Origin of the sequence: Sphingomonas sp., assembly GCF_050725575.1 — a bacterium.
In the GTDB taxonomy this organism is placed as follows: Bacteria; Pseudomonadota; Alphaproteobacteria; order Sphingomonadales; family Sphingomonadaceae; genus Sphingomonas.
Genome location: NZ_JBOHHW010000074.1, coordinates 1 through 17,198, shown reverse-complemented (window position 1 = coordinate 17,198; position 17,198 = coordinate 1). Strand labels below are relative to the sequence as shown.

Genomic DNA, 17,198 nt, shown 5'->3' with positions numbered 1-17,198 from the left:
ATCCCGTAAGCCTTCTGCACCTGGATCAACCGTCCAGACAGATCATAGCTGTTGCGGGTAATGCGATCCGCGCCATTCCCTCCCGTCGCGCCCAGGGTGCACGCCGAAGCGGGGAGAGCGGAGAAGCCCGCCGGGTTCATGCGCTGAGCCGTGCATTCCGGCCGCCCGGCGCTGTCGTAGCTATATTGCGTCAGCGCATAGGGCACACCGCCCGCTAAGGTCGTCGCTACCGCTTTGCGGCGATTCTGGTCATAGCCGATGGTCAGCGTCTCGTTCGCGACGAACCCCGCCCAGTCGGCATCCGTAACGCCGGCGACATTGCCCTTTTCCACGGTGCCGGGCAGTGCGAGCGCGTTGAACCCCCGCCGCTCGGCGATTGCGGGTTTCGGGCCACTGCCATCAAGGTCGGGCTGGATCGTGCCGACCAGCCTGCGTCCGCTGTCATAGCGATAGCGCATCGTATCGACCGGTCCCGATAGCGGGCCATCGACCGCGACGACATTGCCGATATCGTCATAGCCAGTCGTGGTCGTCGCGCTGACCGCGCCGGCCAGCCTCGTCACCGTGACCGGCAACAGGTTGGAGCCAACCCCGGACGAGCCTTGCTGATAGGCGGTGATCGTCTTCACCTCATCGCCGGCGCACGACGCCTGCGTCCGGCACGTCGCGACTTCGGTCAGTTTCCAGATCGGCGTCGGTGCCCGCGCGATCTGCCCGCTCGCATTCTTGTACCAGGCGTAGAGCTCGGCATAGCTGTAGCGCGTCTGCGGCCGGATGCCAGCGGCGTCGGCCGGGCGGGTTTCGGTCAATATCCCGCCATGGCGAGGGTCGTACGTATAGTCAGTCTGGTTGCCCTTGGCGTCGCGCACCCATACCGGCTTGTTGCAGGTCCTGGGGTTGTCGCAGGCCAGTGGATAATCAGCCGTCATCGTCGCGATCTCGGCCAGGCCGCTGCCGGGCTTGGGCGTCGCCGTGATGCGCAGAATATTGCCGCGCGCATCAAGCGTGTTGGTAACGCTGTTCCCTTCCGGATAAATCGTCTTCACCAGCCGCCAGGCGCTGTCATATTTATAATAGGTTTTTTGCCCGGACACGTTCACAAGCTCGAGCTTGCGCGGCGCGAAGCCATCTCCGCGATTGACGATCGTCGTCACATATTCGCCGGGCCTGTTCGGGTTTCTGCTTTCACCAATCCATTTTACACCGGCTATGCCGCCTTCACTACCGTCCTGTATTGAGGTGTACCATATATAGTCGGTCATCACCCCCTGATTTTCCATCTGGGCAACGGTGGTGCCCTGAGTGCCGCCAGGCACGCCGATGTCCGCTACGGCCCGCATGAAAATATCGGGTCTGGAGCCGTTGTTTCCATGATACCAGATGCTCAATCCGGTTCGGGGGTTCCACGAACCGGGAATGTCCGGATCGGTGATGTTGAGATGATGTTCCCTGAATTTCGTGCCGACAAGAGCGGAATCGTTGACTTGCGTGGTATCACCATCATTGTCGTGTGCCGGATAGCCGTAAGAGCTATACGGCCAACTCTTGGAAAAATTATTACAAGAAACAGTTACATCGCTACACTGGTCAATGACATTGTTCATGGCATCGATACGCGCGACGGCTCTGAATCTTTTATACCCTTCCTGGTTTAAATTTCCTGTGAACCCTTCCGCGTGATATTGGAGGAAAAATTGGTATCCGGTATTGCTCTCGATGAACTTCACATGAGGAACTATCGAACCGCCAGCTGAATTGTAACTTTTTATGTATTTTATTATTTCTCCATTGGGGCTTTCAATTCTGTCAGGTATTTTCTGTTCTCTATAATCATACTCCCCTATAATTTCCAATAGACGACCATTTGACATATTGCCGAATATTATTTTTGTCCCATCCCTGGTCGTATATATGTATTCGGACGTTGTTACGCCGTTTAACAATACCTCTCTACCTTCAAAGGAAGCGCCGTCTTTCTCATCCGGCACCCAAGGGGCGTTTAATCCATTTTGCGGCCTGAAATCATTCTTGTAAGATCCATAGGAAACTCTTGCCAGCAATGGTTCGGCTATATAGGTCTTGTATCGCAAATACAGTGTCGGAATGTCGATCTGCGGTCGGGAGGTCGAATCCTCCCCCACCGCATATTGAACGATATTGGAGAGGCCGCCGCCATCCTTTGGGCCGATCGAAAGATCCATTTGTGACCAGGCATGCCGCCCCGAGGCGTGATCCACGCCATTCCCGTCCACCAGGCCGCTTCTGATCATCCCGACGGGAAAATAGCGATCCTCACCGTCGTCTCCCGGTGCCGCGGATGGAGAAGCCGCGCTCGATGCCCGCGCCTGTCCATCGCTCTCCTTCGGCCCGCTCGCCTCATTTTGTGGAGGCGCTTCCCTGCGCAGCGCTGCAAACTGTGCTGAAGACGACAGGTCAGGCATGGTCCACGGCCCGGTCCCCCGGGAGGGTGCGACGACTTGCGCGAAACTTGATCGTTCCTTTTGGGGGCGTTCGGTAACGTCTCCATCTCTATTCGGGGTTTCGTCGTCTGCGTAAATCGATGCGACATCTCGCCGCTCTTCGCTGGACGCTTTTTCAGCCTCAGCAATTGAAGGTCCCGTCCGTCCCCATGTCGGAGTCGCAATAATAGCGCTAACGGCAAGCAGCACAACCTTGAATTGGTGGCGCATATTTCCCCCTATGGTGACAGATCTCACTGCGAGCCTTACCAATTATGATTGGCCAGCCTACCAAAATGATTGGCGATATAATGACGAAAATTAACTTCGGAACGGATCAGTGTTATTAAATATTCCAATAACACAATTCTCACTACAATATAATTCCCTCTTATCGTAAGGGTATTTTCATATTAAATGAATGGTATTAGCCTTATCTTTCGTCAACGAAATTTACATACCTGGATGCAATCTCAATCGTTATTGAGAATATTTCCCGTGCCATTCGCGGTAGTAATAGTGGCTCCGCCAGAGGGGCTTAATAGGGTAAGCCATATTGATTCAGGGGATTCGACCGCCGTATCGTCGATTGTCGAAACACTGACGGTTCTACTTGTCTCGTTCGGCGCGAAGGTGAGCGTGCCGCTCGTGTCGGTAAAGTCGATTCCGGTCGTCGCTGTGCCGTTCGCCGTCCTGTAATTTACCGAATAGCTTGAGGTCGTCGTGCCCGTCTTGGTGACGGTGAATATCATTGGGTTGCCTTCCGCGACCCCGGCTGCATTTCTGACCGCAAACGACGGCGGCGGTCCGGCAACATCATTATCGTTGATCGTGCCTGTCGCCGTCGCCGTTCCCAGCGTTGCGCCGCCGGTCGGTGCCGACAAATTCACCAGCACTGTTTCAGCAGATTCGACCGTTGCGTCATCGATCGTCACAATCTGGATCGGCTTGCTCACCTCGCCCGAAAGGAACGTCAACGTCCCCGACACTCCGGTAAAGTCGGTGCCGGATGTGGCAGTGCCGCTGGCCGTCGCGTAATTGACCGAATAAGAGGCTGTCGCTGGACCGGTCTTGGTGACGGTGAACGCCAGCGTCCCGCCTTCGGTGACCGCCATCGCGTTACCGACCGTAAATGACGGTGGGGCGGGGGTATCATTATCGAGAATATTTCCCGTGCCATTCGCGGTAGTAATAGTTGCTCCGCCAGAAGGGCTTAATAGGGTGAGCCATATTGATTCAGGGGATTCGACCGCCGTATCGTCGATTGTCGGAACACTGACGGTTCTACTTGTCTCGTTCGGCGCGAAGGTGAGCGTGCCGCTCGTGTCGGTAAAGTCGATTCCGGTCGTCGCGGTGCCGTTCGACGTCCTGTAATTTACCGAATAGCTTGAGGTCGTCGTGCCCGTCTTGGTGACGGTGAATATCATTGGGTTGCCTTCCGCGACCCCGGCTGCATTGCTGACCGCAAACGACGGCGGCGGTCCGGCAACATCATTATCGTTGATCGTGCCTGTCGCCGTCGCCGTTCCCAGCGTTGCGCCGCCGGTCGGTGCCGACAGCGTGACCGTCATCGCCTCTGCCGATTCAACCATAGTGTCGTTGATTGTCGTGACCCTGATCGTCTTCGACACTTCGCCAATGGCGAAGCTCACCGTTCCGCTTACCGCCGTGAAATCGCTCCCTGCCGCCGCCGTACCGGCAACGGTGGTCCAGCTGGCGCTGACCGCAGCCGTGATTGGCCCCGAACGAGTCACCGTGAAAACGAGATCACTGCCTTCTGTGACGGTCGGGGCATCCGCGATCGAGATCGCCGGCAGCACCGCACCGCTTACGGTATAGTTTGTCCGATTGCCCGCCGGGTCGAATGTCGTCGACATTTGCAGGCCATCATTGACCGTTCCGGTCGTCGAAGACGTTTTGAGCCGCCCAAGCTCGTCATAGGTGTAAACCACCCTCTCATCGGCGACTGCGACGCCAGCGAACGACATCGTGGCGCAGCTCGCAAACAGAGCCATGACGGCGTTCTTCACCATTCGGCGCCCCCCAATACAGCGCGGAAATTTTTTCCGGCTTCTCGCAGAGAAGCTGTCATATTGACATCTTTGTCAAGAAGCAGAATCGCGACCAGAGGTTACGCCGATGGCAGCCCGATCAAACTCTGGCCCGACGCCCTTGCCGAGGATATCGTTTCGCAACAGCGATCGATCCAAAGGTGCTTAGTCATGGAATTGTCTGTCGGTGCCGTGCAGGACGTGATCGCGCCGACCGCGCTCGGGGCGTTGCGCGTGCGGGTTGGCGGGGAAGGGACGCCGATCCTGTTCTGGCCGAGCCTGTTGATGGACGGATCGATGTGGGACGGGGTCGTCGCCAGGCTCCTCCCGCGCTACCGGGTCATCCTGGTCGATCCGCCGGGCCAGGGCGGCAGTTCGCCGCTCGGCGCGCCGTTCGATTTCCCGACCTGTGCGGATTGCATCGGGGACGTGCTCGATGTGCTGGGGATCGACCGCGCGCATTATGTCGGCAATTCCTGGGGCGCGATGATCGGCGGCACCTTTGCCGCGCGCCATCCCGAACGCATCGGGGCCGCGGTGCTCATGAACGGCACGGCGTCGCCTTGCTCCGCCCGCCAGCGGGTCGAATACCGCTTTATGAACCTGGCCGGCCGGGCGCTTGGCGGCATCCGCGGTCCGTTGCGATCGAGTGCGGTCGCCGCCTTTCTCGGGCCGACGACACTGCGCGAGCGGCCGGCGGTGGTGGCGGCGGTGCGTGCAGCACTTGCTCGGGTCGATATGAACTCGGTGCGCTGGGCGGTGGAAAGCGTTGTGCCCCGGCGGCCCGACCAGCGCGCGTTGTTCGCCACCATCCGGACGCCCGTGCTGGTGGTGGCGGGCCGCGAGGACCGGACTTTCCCGGTCGCCGAAACCCGCGCCATGGCCGACGCCATTCCGAACGCGGTCTTTCTGGAAATGCCGCATGCCGCTCATCTGGCCGGCCTGGAATGCCCCGAAGAGGTGGCGGACATGGTCAATGATTTTATCCGCTCCCTGGGACCGGACGGACGCCCGCTTTCGCCGTTGAGCTGAATCCGGGCGTCCGGATCGATGCGGACGGTGGCCCCGGTGCCCGATCTCCGATGGGAGGCGACCACCGGAGCCCTGCGCGGCCGCCGATCCCCGCGCCCCGGGGCAGAGATCAATCATATCTTATTAAGTATCTGATATACAATGAATAATGCAAAGATACTCATCGCGGCAATGGCGAAAAGATATGGAACGTTCGGTGTCCCATATCTCCCGCCGCCGTCACGTCAGCCCGGTCTTTTGACCCTGTTCCCACGGCCCATCGCCGGCGGCGATTCAACCGTCACACGGGATCGCGTATGGCGTTATGAACGATGCGAGATCATGGCGACGATCGGCGGCGGGTGATGCTGCATAGCGCCGTCGGTCGCGTCGGTCCGGATCATTCGATTGGCAATTCCGGTTGCCTTGCGTCATCGTGTCGTGCGCGCCGCTGTAACGGGATCGGCGGCAATTCCATTGGAGGGCAGAGTTGAACAGCTGGACACGACGCAAGCCGATCACCCCCGCGGGGGAACGTCACCGGGACGCGTTGCCGCCCACACTGTCCTGGCCGCATCTGGTCGCGCTGGGCGTCGGCGCGATCGTCGGCACCGGTATTCTGACGCTGATCGGTGTCGGCGCGGACCGGGCGGGGCCGGCGGTGCTGCTGTCCTTCGCCATTGCCGGCGCGGTCTGTGCCTGCGCGGCGCTGGCCTATGCCGAACTCGCCGCGATGATGCCGGCGGCGGGCAGTGCCTATAGCTATTCCTATGCCGCACTGGGCGAAGCGATCGCCTGGGTGGTGGGCTGGAGCCTGATCCTCGAATATTCGCTGGTGGTGTCGACCGTGGCGGTCGGCTGGTCGGGCTATGCCTCGCCCTTGCTCATCGGCATCGGCTTTCCGGCCGTGTTGACCCAGGGCCCGGAGCTGGGCGGGATCATCAATCTGCCGGCGGTCTTCATCATTGCCGTGGTCACTGGCCTGTTGCTGCTCGGCACGCGCGAAAGCGCGCGCGTCAACACCGTGCTGGTGCTGGTGAAGATCGCGACGCTGTCGCTGTTCGTCGCTTATGCGCTGCCGCATTTCGACGCGGCGAACCTCCAGCCGTTCATGCCCTATGGTTTCGTCTCCAGCGCCAGCGCCAGCGCCGACGGCGTGCCTCGCGGCGTCATGGCCGCGGCGGCGATCGTCTTCTTCGCCTTTTACGGCTTCGATGCGATTTCAACCGCGGCGGAGGAAACGAAGCGGCCGGAGCGCGACCTGGCGATCGGCATCATCGGCTCGATGGTCGTGTGCACGCTGATCTATCTGCTGGTCGCGGCGGCGGCGGTCGGCGCGGTGCCGTTCACGCGCTTTGCCGGCAGCCCGGAGCCGCTGGCGCTGATCCTGCGCTCGCTGAACCAGGGCGGCGTGGCGCGTGTCGTGGCGACGGCGGCGGTGATTGCCCTGCCGACCGTGCTGCTTGCCTTTCTCTATGGCCAGAGCCGCATCTTTCTCGCCATGGCGCGCGACGGCTTCCTGCCCCAGGGGCTGGCGCGCATTTCGCGGCGCGGCACCCCGACGCGGATCACGCTGATGACCGCGGTGCTGGTGGCGATCCTGGCCGGGCTGCTGCCGATCGGGGAGATTGCCGCGCTCGCCAATGCCGGCACGCTGATCGCCTTCATCGCGGTCGGCCTGTGCCTGATCGTCCTGCGCCGCAGCGCGCCCGATCTGCCGCGCCCGTTCCGTGTTCCCGCCGCCCTGGTCGTCGGCCTGGGCGCAATCGGCGGCTGCCTCTATCTGTTCCTCAGCCTGCCCGCGAAGACGCTGCTCTGGTGCCTGGTCTGGAACGCGATCGGCCTTGCGATCTACGCGCTGTACGGCCAGCGCAAGAGCGCGCTCGGCCGCAACAAGGCCGCGCCTTGAGCGGCGTCCTTTACCGGTGGCCTTCCTCGCGCTCGCGATAAAAGGCGGCCAGGACGTCGAAGGCGAGCTTGTGCTGTCCGGTCTCGGAAATGAGCCCCTTGCGGTTCCAGCCCTGCTGAAAGGCGTTCTGGCGGCGCGGCGAGCGGAAATCCTTGAGGATCCAGGGCGACAGGCCGCGCAAGGTCGGGATCTTCGCCGCCATCGCCAGGGTCTGCCGGTAATAGTCGGCCTGATATTCCTCGGAGAATTTCTGCGGCATCGCGCGCGGATCGTGGAATCCGGCCTTTGCGTCGGCGCCGAACTCCGAGAAGATCAGCGGCTTGTCGGTCGGCACGCGCCATTCGATTGCCGGCACATCGGCCAGCCGGTCGTCGCCATACCAGCCATTATAGGTGTTGATGCCCATCACATCGAGCTGGGCGGCGAGCGGGTCGCTCATCGTCATGACCGGATGGCCGCTCGCGGCCGACCGCTCGGTCAGCAGCGCTGCGCCGACCAGCCTGGTGTCGTCGAGCCGCCTGACGTCCGCGGCCAGGGTGTTCAGGAAAATGTTGCGCGCATCGGTGATCGGCGTTTCGTTGGCGATGCTCCAGATCGCGATCGATGCACGGTTGCGGTCGCGGAGAATATTCTCGGCAATCATCCGGCGTGCGGTCGCCAGCGTATCGGGGTTGGCCCACGAGATCCGCCAATAGACCGGCACTTCGCTCCACACCAGCAAGCCGAGCGCGTCGGCGGCGCGGACCATGGTTTCGTCATGCGGGTAATGCGCCAGCCGGACGAAATTGGCGTGCAGCGCCTGCTTCGCCTCGCTCAACAGCGCACGCGCGGCCGCCGGGGTGATGACCCGGGCCGGCGACACGCCCAGCTCCTCTTCATGCAGGCTGATGCCACGCAGGAAGATCGGCCGGCCGTTGAGCAGGATCTCGGAACCCCGGGTTTCGATCGTGCGAAACCCGACCTGGTCGCGCCACCGGTCATCGCCCGCTTCGATCGCGACATCGTAGAGCCTGGGCCGCTCGGGCGACCAGCGTTCCAGCGCGCGGGGCGCCGCAATGGTCGTGCGCCAATTGCCGTTGGCGTCGGTCGTTCCCGCCTGGCTGACGCCAAGCGCGGGAATGACCAGCCGGACCGGCTGTCCCGCAGCCTTTGGTCCATCCAGATGCGCATCGATCGCCAGCGTCCCGCTGCGTGTCAGCCGCACCCAGGCATCGTCGACATAGGTATTCGGTGTTTCGATCAGCCGGATCGAGCGGGTGATGCCGCCATAATTCTCCCAATCGGTGACCGGCGGCGGCACGCTGGTGTCGCTGACCGCCGAATCCACGCCGATGGTGACCTGATTGTCGCCGTCGCGGAGCAATTTGGTGACCTCGAATGCGAAGGGCGTGAAACCCCCCTCATGCTCGCCGAGCGGCGTGCCGTTCAGATAGACGCGGGTCTTGTAGTTGGCCGCGCCGAGCCGGAGAAAGACGCGTTTGCCGGCGGGGCGCGTCGCCTGGAAGTGGCGCTGATACCAGACCAGCCCCTGATAATAGCGCATCTCCGCGGCATGGGTCAGCCAGCTCGCCGGCAAGGTGGTGATCGGCGCCGAATCCATGTCGAATTCGAACATCGCGCCGTCGCCCTTGCGCATCGTGGCGCCGACATCGATGTCCGCCCAGCGGGCCTCGCTCGCGTTGGGCGCGCCGCCATGAAAGCCGGCCAGGCCGGCGCGATAGGGATCGACCGAATAATGCCAGGGACCGGAAAGGTCGGTGCCGGGCCGCAGGTCGGCAGCGACCAGCAGCGGCGTCGGCGAAGAGGGTGCCGCGCTTGCGTCGCGGGACGGGACTTGTCCTGCCGCACTGAGCGACAGGCCGATGGCGGACAGAATCGCGATGATCGACAAATGCCATCTGGCCATTTCGGTCCTCCCCATATCGACAGGCGGCATGGCGCGACCGGCCATCCTTTATGGGCCATCGCTTAGCTATTGGCTTGACCAATCGCAAGAGTTTCTCGCCTTTTGGTAAGGCCTGTGACGGAGTGCTTGTCGGACATCGTCGCTGCGGATAATAGCCAAGCCATGGCCAGAGGCGACAGCAACCGACTCTATGAGCGCGTCTCGACCGACCTGGCCGCCAGGATCACCGATGGATCCTATGAGATCGGCCAGCGGCTGCCGCCGGAGCGCCTTCTTGCGCAAACCTATTCGGTGTCGCGCCCGACCATCCGCGAAGCCATTATCGCCCTTGAGGTCGATGGCCTGGTCGAAGTGCGGATGGGGTCGGGCGTCTATGTCACCGCTCGAGTCCCGCGCGGCGGGGTGTCGGTCGAGGCTGACATGGGGCCTTTCGAGCTGCTCGAGGCGCGGCGCGCGATCGAGGGCGAGGCCTGTGCGCTGGCTGCCGCACAGATCAGCGACGAGCCACTCGCCGAGCTCGAGGCGCTGGTCGACGAAATGAACCGCAGTCCGGGCGATATCATGGCGTCCGAGGATGCCGACCGGCGGTTTCACCTCGCCATTGCCCGCGCCACCGGCAACAGCGCAATGTATATGGCGGTCGAGATGCTGTGGGACGCGCGTGCGCGCTCGCCGCAATATCGCCTGCTCAGCGACAAGGCCCATCTTGCCGGCGTGACGCCGGTGATCGAGGAGCATCGGCTGATCATCGAGGCGTTGCGCTCCCGCGATCCGGCCCGCGCGCGAAAAGCAATGATCTCGCATTTGTCGCGGGTGCTCGAATCGCTGCTGCAGGCGACTGAGGTCCATGAGCTCGAACAGGCAAAAGTACGCCTGGATGCGCAGCGCCAACGGTACATGGCCGGCGGCTAGCGTCGGTTTCGGTAAGACGGCACCAGCCCGCTCCCCCACCCGGCCACCCACAGAATAACGCTGTCGCCGGGTGGCCGCGTGGGGAGCGGGCTGGCGCCGATTCAGCTCAGCGGAAAACGACTCTCGCTATGCCGGTGTCTCCATGACACGCGCGATCTCGGGCAGGGCGGCGACCGCCACGCGGCTGATCCCCGCCTGCCCGGCATCGCTTCGATCTTGCGAGATGTCGATCGCGCGGGTCTGATAGGTCGGCTGACGCCAAGTGCGCGCTGCCTTGACGATGCCGGATATTTCCAGCGTTTGCGGCGGGTTCAGGTCATCGAACACCCAACCCGTCCTGGTCCGTGCGTCGATATCGAGCCGCTCGTCCGAGACGAGAACGCTGCGCATGTCGCCCGAGGAGTCCTGAATGCGGGAGAGCTGCTGTTTGAGATAGGCGATGACGGGTTCCGCCATGGCTGGATCGACCAGCAGATCGGGAAGGCGTGCATCGATCTCGCGCAACGCGAACTGAGTGGGGCGATCGCGGCCATTGGTATAGGCAAGCCGGACATTCTTGAGCAGCATCAGCGTCACATAGCTCTGCATCAGCTCCATGAACTCGATCTGGCGCGTGCTGTCGCTGCTATTGGCCAGCTCGAACGTCTCCCGGTTCAGCACCTCGCCGGAGACCGTATCCGCGGCCGATACGTCGACCAGCTGCTGCTCGATCTGATGCGAGGATTGCCGCGCCTGATCCGAGATGGCGGCGAACGCGGCCTGGATCAGGGCGTCGCGCCCGGTATCGAGCCCGTCGCCGTCAAGCGCATTCACTTCGCCGCCCCAAAGTGCCGCGGATGCGTCGTCGCCGATCCGGCTCTCGGGTGGCGGGCTTGCCGCCACGCGGGCGTAGAAATCCGCGATCGATGCCTGTGACTGCCGTTCGATGAGGTTTTGCTGAAGCGCGACGGCGGCCGGGACCACCACTTTCGTCACCACCACGCTGGTGCGCCGGCTTTGCGGCGGGACCTGCAGCGTGCTGACCAGCCGCCCCAGCGCGAGCGGGCCGACATAGGTATCGAGCGCATAATCCTCGACCAGGAAGAGTTGCGGCCGGGCCAGCAACCCGGCGAGACCGGCGAAGCGCTGCTCGATCGCGCCCGAGCGGATGATGGCGCCACGCCGGACATCGAACTCCGCATAGTCGTGGCGGCAGAAGAAGATATGCTCCGCCTCGGCGCCGGCGCCGTAAAAGGCCAGGTCGACGCGGCCGCCGAAATGGTCGGGCAGCGGGAAGCGCGAGACGGTCGCGACCGGGGCGATATCATATTCGCCGGTGTTGAGATCATGGCGCGCATAACGGCCGTCACGGGTGAAGAAATGGACCCGGTTGGCGTCCTCCCTGACGCCGTAAAGCTTGGTGCTGGCGCCGAGATCCGGCCCGCGGCGCGGCACGCCGTCAGTGCTCGGCTCGCGCAGCCATTCGTCAGCGGTCGGAAACGGATCCAGCGTGACCGGCCACTGCCCGGGATCGGTCGGGTGGGCGCCGCAATCGAGCCGCAGGAATTCCGATCCGCGGAACAGATAGGCGATGCCGGGAAAGCCCGGCCCGGCCCATAACGCCGAATCGACGCCGAGCTTGAAGGCGCCAGGCAGGCTGCCCGTCGCCCATCCGCTCGCGATCGGCGCAAGCGGATGAGTGATGCGGTTCTGGCGCAGGTCGTAGCCGAGGAAATCCTCGCCGCGGAACAGCCAGAGGATATCATCGGGTCCGCTCATCGCGGCGTCGAAGCTGCCCGCATCGGCATCGCCGCCGTCGCGGAACAGATCCATCTGCAGCCCGAGCGAGGTGAAGCTCGGCGCCAGTTCGAGGCGGTTGAGCAAGCGATAGGAGTCGAGCTGATCCGGCATGGCGGCGCTCAATCGACGCTGTAGATGATGTAATAGAGCGAGCCTTCGACTTGCGAGCTTGCCAGCCGCCCGACTTCACCTTGTCCCTGTTCGGCGGCGTCGATCATGATCGAGCCGAGGTGATCGTCACGCGAAACCGAGTCGAAATCCCACAGCGACAGGTTCTGCGTCGTCTCGAATTCGATCGTGACGCCGGGCGCCACCGACTGGTCGGGCCGCATATCGACGTCCTGACCAACCGGAGGCCAGAGCGCCTGCTCGCGTCCGGGCGCCGTCCCCGTGGTGATGTAGAAATTGTCGGGATCGTCACGCGCATCGTCGATCGCTTCGACCACGCCGGGCAGCGCGTGCACCGCACTGACCAGCGCATCGATCTCGGCGGGCGCGACGACCGTCGGCAAAGTGGCGAGCGCGTCGAACACGCCCGAATCGATCCCGCTGGCCGAACGGATACAGCGGATCGTCTGGATGGTTGCAATGGACATCACCCGGCCTCGTTGATCAGTGTTGCGGCCGTGTCGAAACCGCCCAGCCGGACGATGTCGGGCGCATAGGCATCGAACAGGGACTGGACCGCAGGGTCATCCATGCGCGGGAGGTCGATCGGCACCCCGTTCCATTCGACCAGCAACAGGAATTGCCAATCGAGATTGACCGGATCGTCTTCATGTTCTCGCCTTCGACGCAGCAAGCGCACGGAATCCCATTGGCCCATTCGGGTCGCTCCCTGCATAAGGGCCGGCAAATAGCGCTGTCGCGCAAACTCCTCGAAAGAATCGGCCTGAAGCTTCGAAGGGAGTGTCAGTTGGTGAATGATCGTCATCGCAGTGATTCCTTCCTGGAACAGGCGATGATCCCGGCTTCACAATGAAGCCGAGACCGTGCCGAAATAATTGTCGATGAACACCTGTTGCGGCGTGCGCAGCCGCAGGCGGCCGCCCCAGGTCCAGACCGTATAGACGAGCGAATTATCGTCGATCTGCGGGGTCACCTCGCTCAGCAGGACGACCCAGTGATTGGGAAAATATTGCAGCGCCGACCAGCTCTGCTCCTTGGGCGCAGCGTCGGAATCGGCGATCGTGCTTTCCTTGATCAAGTTGATATGGATCAGCACGGCGGTGTCGCTGCCCTCGAACATGCCGATCGAGGTCGCGTCGGGAATGCCGGGGTTGGACGCCCAGCGGCCATTGTCGGTGACGCTCGACCAGATGCCGGTCTGCCGCATCCAGTCCGCCAGCTCCTCCGGGCGAGTCATGCCGGCAAGTTCCTGATCCGGGTCGCCGGTCCATTCCGGTTGCCAGAATGCCTCGGTCGCGTTGCGGATCGCGCTCAGCATCATCCATTCGGCCTGGGACGCGATGCTGCCGCGCGACGACAGGTCGTCGAAACTGGCGGCGAGCAATTCCTCGCTGGCACTGACCGTGAAATTGCCGATCGACCCGGTGCCGGTGTTGAACAGCTCGGTCGCATAGCGCGCGACAGCGACGGGATCACGACCCATGGCCATGACCAGCAGCGCCGCCGGGCCGCACAGATTGAGTCCCGCCTGCGACAGGCTGCGATAGCCGGTACCGACATCGCCGCCGCTTGCCGGCGCGATCAGCGAGGTGAGCCGCTCGGCCACCGTCGCGCGGTCGAGTGAGGCCCAGGCGCCGGACTCTTCCGACGCCGCAAATTCGGCGATGATCGCCTGGGCGTCGTCGAACGAGCTGGACATCCGGGTATCGGCGATCCGCTGGTCGTCCATGAACGCGCCGAGCTCCTCACCATCGGTGAACCAGCCGGTATCGGTCTTGCTCGGGATTGTTTCATTGTCAGGCATTGCAGGTTTCCTTTCCTTGATTGGTCTTGGGGTTGGTTGGAGGGTGGGGAGTGATCAGATCCAGGTCAGATCGGGCGCCGGATCCGGCGCCTTGGGCAGCCGCTTGCAGATGAAGGCGAGGATCGAGATCTCGTCCCGCTCGGGCGGCGGGGGCGGCGGAGGGGGCGGCGCCGGAGACGCCGTGCCGAATATTTCCGGCCGCAGCCGGATGCCGGCGCTGACCAGCGCATGCGCGTCGATCCGCGTCGCGCGCCGGGCGATCAACGGGCTGGCGATTGGCGCGGCAACTCTCGGCGTGATCGCCAATGCGAAGCTGTTGCGCTGCAGCGCCCGGAACGCCGTCGGTGCCTCGGCGCTCGGCGCCGGGGCCACCGGCACCGTGCGCCGGGCAATCCGCGCGGCGATCCCCGGATCAACGCGCAGGTCGCGGCGCAGCGTGAGGCGCGCCGGGTCGAGCGTGAAGCGCAGATCGCGAAACGATGTGCCGCTGCTCGTGCCCTGTTCGACCACTTCGACATTGCGCACGAACACGCAGGCGGTGGCATAGGCCGGGCACTCGCCCGACGGCGGATCGGTACCGTCGCTCAGCAGCAGGTCGGGATCGCTGCTGCGCCAGATGCGCGAGGTCAGCACATCGGGGTGGAACCAGGGCCGCACCAGCGCGACCGAGCGATATTCGAACGAGACGCGCTCAATGCCGCTGCCGCCATCGTCATCCAGCACATGCTTGAGCGCGTCCGGCGCTGCATCGACCAGCGACCGCATTTCGCTCGCGTCGAGATCGAAGGTGAGCCAGCCATCCTGTTCGGCGAAATTGCGCGGTGAAAATCCGGTGGGGGCGTACTGGCTGCCGCCCGCCTCGGTGATCATGTCGATGTCGGGATTGAAGCCCTGATTCCATTCCGCCCAGCGCCGGCGCGGATCGCGGAACGCTGCGTCGCGCTCGGCCTGCAGCGCCTGTTCGATCCCGGGACGATCGCCTAATGTCTCCCAGGCGCTGGTCGCGGCATCGAGCGCGGTGCGCAGCGCCGGCTCCTCGATATCGGCCCAGTGCTGGCGTGTCGCGGGATCCTCGCTGAGCTCGCCGGTCAGCTTGTGCGCGGCATAATCTTCCCGCGCCACGATCCATGCGTCACGATATTGCCGATAGCGTTTCAGCGCCTCGCTCTCGGCCCGGCTGCCATCGGGCGCCGTCTCGTACAAGATGTCCGCCGCGGCCGGGCCGTCGCCCGACCCCGCCGCGACGTCCCCAACCTTGGCCCCGACCTTGGCCCCGACCTTGGCCCCGACCTCGGCCCGGGCGAGGACGTCGCGATACACATCCCACAGCATCTTTTCGGATGCCGTGAACACCATGTCCCTGGGCAGGAAATTGACCGTCCGGGCGAAGTCGGCGGCGGCGGCATAATCCGCCGGTGTCGCCGGCGCGGTGAGCGCCGCCAGTTCTGCCGCGGTAAACCCGAGCGGCGACAGCAACGGAAAGCTCAACATCACGCTCGCATCGGCGGCGAACACGCGTTTCGCCTTCTCGATCAGCGCCAGCTGTACGAACGCGTCCATGGTGCGTCTCCCGTCGCTTTCCTCAAATCCAGGCGTTGGCGGGAATTTCGGACGAAGGATCGGGGCTGGTCGGCAGTACATGGCATTTGAAGCCGATCAGCTGCATCCCATCGACGAACATGGTGTTGTTCTCGAACTTGAAGCCGTAATCGCGCTGCGTGTCGCCCGATCCGGACCGGTGCGAGCCGCTCCCGCCGGCGAAGAAGGGGCCGAAGGAGCAGAAGCCGCCGGCGCTGGTCGATTGCGATTTGGCGTTGTTCACAAAGTCCGTGAATTCATGACTCTCGCCAAAGCTGAGCGACAGCTTGCGCACGAAGATCGCGCTGGTGGCATAGGCCGGCAGCTTGCCGTTGGGCGGCGTGGCGCCGTCCGACAGGCGATCGCCCTTCACCACCACGTTATTCTGGTCGAAGCGCCAGAAATGGCTGGTCAGGAAGGCGGGCCGGAACCAGGGGCGGGCAATCGGGATCTGCGCGATCTCGAAGCTCATATTGACATGGCTGCTGTCGACCGTGCCGTGATATTCGCTGTGACCGCTCGATTCCGAGTGCGATCCGCCGCCGCCGATGCCGAAGAAGCTGAAGCCGCCACCGCCGCTCGACCGCGACCATTTGAAACTCGAATCCGAATGGCTGGAAAAATCGCCGGCCGAAAAGCCGAACCGCGTCCAGCCGTTCGATGTCGCGAAGCTACCGGGAACCAATGAGGTAAAGAAGAAATCACTGCCGGAAACCGGAGAGGTTAGGCGTGCTTTCTCCAGATCTTCGACATATTGCTGCTTGAGCAGCGCCATGTCGCGGCGCCCGATCTGTTCGAAAAAGGCTGCGATCTTCTCGTAATCGAACTTGTGGCCGGCGGTTTCCCAGTCGGCCATCGCCGCGCGGACCTTGTTGCGATAGATATTGGCGTTGATCGCCCAGTCATGAACAGCCCGCGCGTCCGTCGCGGTCAGGGCGTCGATCCGGCGCGCATTATATTCCAGCGCGGCCGAGTCATAGGCCGCCATCTTGCTGAAATAGGCGTTGACTAGGTCGCTCGGGACCGTCGTCTCGGTCTCTTCCTCGGTGATGATATCCTTGGTCGTGACGGTCTTTTTCAACAGGCCGTTGAGCCGCTCGATCTGCGCCACCGTCTCGGGCGGCAGCTCGACCTTCATCACCTGGCTCATCCGGAGGGTGTAGTCATAGACGTCGGACAGGGTGCCGTCGTTGTTTTGCACGGACATTCGCGCGAACTGCCCGTTGGTGCCGGCGGCGACATCGGGCACGAAATCGAGCAGCCGCGATAGGTTTTCGGCCTGCATGTATAGGCGCATCGTATCCTGCGCCATCAGCGCGTTGATCTGTTCCTGCGTGAGCTGGGGCGCGGCTGGCGGCGGCGGGGTGCCGCCCGCGGCGGCGGTGGCGGCTGCCGCGCTCGGCTGCATCGCATCGACCGCAGTCTTCTTGACGATGCCGGTCAGGCCCTGAGAGAGAAATTCCAGGTCGCTCGGTTCGACCGGAATGCCCGGCGTACACCAGCTGAAGAAATTATCCGCCGATGGCGGCACGGTATCATCGCCATTGGTCAGGACATTGTAGAGCTTGCTCATGATCGTGTTGGCAAGGACGCTGGGTTCGAGCAGGGCCATGGTAGTTCTCCTAAGACAAGATTATCTGATCTGTATTGGGCATAGGGT

At 63.1% G+C, this 17,198-nt stretch carries 11 protein-coding genes and 1 pseudogene; 3 read left to right on the top strand and 9 right to left on the bottom strand.

What is annotated here, in order from left to right; translation table 11 throughout:
- Nucleotides 1-2,441 (bottom strand): annotated as a pseudogene (locus ACRECS_RS26175) (hypothetical protein); the annotation flags it as partial.
- 491 nt (nt 2,442-2,932) lie between these two features.
- Nucleotides 2,933-4,474, bottom strand: a complete 1,542-nt coding sequence (locus ACRECS_RS26170) for a Calx-beta domain-containing protein (RefSeq protein ID WP_431585909.1) — start codon at nt 4,472-4,474, stop codon at nt 2,933-2,935.
- Nucleotides 4,475-4,681: 207 nt separating this feature from the next.
- Here ACRECS_RS26170 and ACRECS_RS26165 point away from each other — a divergent pair, with 207 nt between their 5' ends.
- The gene (locus tag ACRECS_RS26165) at nt 4,682-5,542 is read left to right on the top strand and encodes an alpha/beta fold hydrolase (RefSeq protein WP_431585908.1); all 861 of its coding nucleotides are present in this window, start codon (nt 4,682-4,684) and stop codon (nt 5,540-5,542) included.
- A 469-nt stretch (nt 5,543-6,011) separates the two neighbouring features.
- Nucleotides 6,012-7,430, top strand: coding sequence for an amino acid permease (locus ACRECS_RS26160; RefSeq protein WP_431585907.1), 1,419 nt, complete (start codon nt 6,012-6,014; stop codon nt 7,428-7,430).
- Nucleotides 7,431-7,440: 10 nt separating this feature from the next.
- On the opposite strand, the gene ACRECS_RS26155 is transcribed toward ACRECS_RS26160, so the two are convergent.
- On the bottom strand, nt 7,441-9,336 hold the full coding sequence (locus ACRECS_RS26155; protein ID WP_431585906.1) for a glycoside hydrolase family 2 protein: 1,896 nt from the start codon (nt 9,334-9,336) through the stop codon (nt 7,441-7,443).
- Nucleotides 9,337-9,498: 162 nt separating this feature from the next.
- On the opposite strand from ACRECS_RS26155, the gene ACRECS_RS26150 reads away from it, so the two are divergent.
- Entirely contained in the window at nt 9,499-10,248 is a 750-nt protein-coding gene (locus ACRECS_RS26150) for a FadR/GntR family transcriptional regulator (protein WP_431585905.1), read from the top strand.
- Nucleotides 10,249-10,374: 126 nt separating this feature from the next.
- On the opposite strand, the gene ACRECS_RS26145 is transcribed toward ACRECS_RS26150, so the two are convergent.
- The 6 genes from ACRECS_RS26145 to ACRECS_RS26120 all read right to left on the bottom strand — a co-directional run bounded on the left by ACRECS_RS26145 (nt 10,375) and on the right by ACRECS_RS26120 (nt 17,150).
- Nucleotides 10,375-12,138 (bottom strand): hypothetical protein, encoded by a 1,764-nt coding sequence (locus ACRECS_RS26145; protein WP_431585904.1) that lies wholly within the window; start codon nt 12,136-12,138, stop codon nt 10,375-10,377.
- Nucleotides 12,139-12,146: 8 nt separating this feature from the next.
- A complete protein-coding gene (locus ACRECS_RS26140; RefSeq protein ID WP_431585903.1) occupies nt 12,147-12,623 on the bottom strand; it encodes a hypothetical protein in 477 nt (158 codons plus the stop codon).
- Nucleotides 12,623-12,853 carry a hypothetical protein gene (locus tag ACRECS_RS26135; protein ID WP_431585902.1) on the bottom strand — a complete coding sequence of 77 codons (231 nt, stop codon included), beginning with the start codon at nt 12,851-12,853 and terminating at the stop codon, nt 12,623-12,625. The genes ACRECS_RS26140 and ACRECS_RS26135 overlap by 1 nt, the downstream gene beginning before the upstream one ends.
- 147 nt (nt 12,854-13,000) lie before the next feature.
- Nucleotides 13,001-13,960 (bottom strand): hypothetical protein, encoded by a 960-nt coding sequence (locus tag ACRECS_RS26130; RefSeq protein WP_431585901.1) that lies wholly within the window; start codon nt 13,958-13,960, stop codon nt 13,001-13,003.
- A gap of 54 nt (nt 13,961-14,014) precedes the next feature.
- Nucleotides 14,015-15,520 carry a hypothetical protein gene (locus tag ACRECS_RS26125; RefSeq protein ID WP_431585900.1) on the bottom strand — a complete coding sequence of 502 codons (1,506 nt, stop codon included), beginning with the start codon at nt 15,518-15,520 and terminating at the stop codon, nt 14,015-14,017.
- A gap of 22 nt (nt 15,521-15,542) precedes the next feature.
- The gene (locus tag ACRECS_RS26120; RefSeq protein WP_431585899.1) at nt 15,543-17,150 is read right to left on the bottom strand and encodes a hypothetical protein; all 1,608 of its coding nucleotides are present in this window, start codon (nt 17,148-17,150) and stop codon (nt 15,543-15,545) included.
- Between the last annotated feature and the right edge of the window lie 48 nt (nt 17,151-17,198).

Excerpts from the sequence above, each read along its gene's own strand:
- ACRECS_RS26120 (WP_431585899.1), bottom strand. The coding sequence starts at position 17,150 with ATGGCCCTGCTCGAACCCAGCGTCCTTGCCAACACGATCATGAGCAAG.
- ACRECS_RS26165 (WP_431585908.1), top strand. The coding sequence starts at position 4,682 with ATGGAATTGTCTGTCGGTGCCGTGCAGGACGTGATCGCGCCGACCGCG.
- ACRECS_RS26125 (WP_431585900.1), bottom strand. The coding sequence starts at position 15,520 with ATGGACGCGTTCGTACAGCTGGCGCTGATCGAGAAGGCGAAACGCGTG.
- ACRECS_RS26150 (WP_431585905.1), top strand. The coding sequence starts at position 9,499 with ATGGCCAGAGGCGACAGCAACCGACTCTATGAGCGCGTCTCGACCGAC.
- ACRECS_RS26130 (WP_431585901.1), bottom strand. The coding sequence starts at position 13,960 with ATGCCTGACAATGAAACAATCCCGAGCAAGACCGATACCGGCTGGTTC.
- ACRECS_RS26155 (WP_431585906.1), bottom strand. The coding sequence starts at position 9,336 with ATGGCCAGATGGCATTTGTCGATCATCGCGATTCTGTCCGCCATCGGC.
- ACRECS_RS26145 (WP_431585904.1), bottom strand. The coding sequence starts at position 12,138 with ATGCCGGATCAGCTCGACTCCTATCGCTTGCTCAACCGCCTCGAACTG.
- ACRECS_RS26170 (WP_431585909.1), bottom strand. The coding sequence starts at position 4,474 with ATGGCTCTGTTTGCGAGCTGCGCCACGATGTCGTTCGCTGGCGTCGCA.
- ACRECS_RS26135 (WP_431585902.1), bottom strand. The coding sequence starts at position 12,853 with ATGGGCCAATGGGATTCCGTGCGCTTGCTGCGTCGAAGGCGAGAACAT.
- ACRECS_RS26140 (WP_431585903.1), bottom strand. The coding sequence starts at position 12,623 with ATGTCCATTGCAACCATCCAGACGATCCGCTGTATCCGTTCGGCCAGC.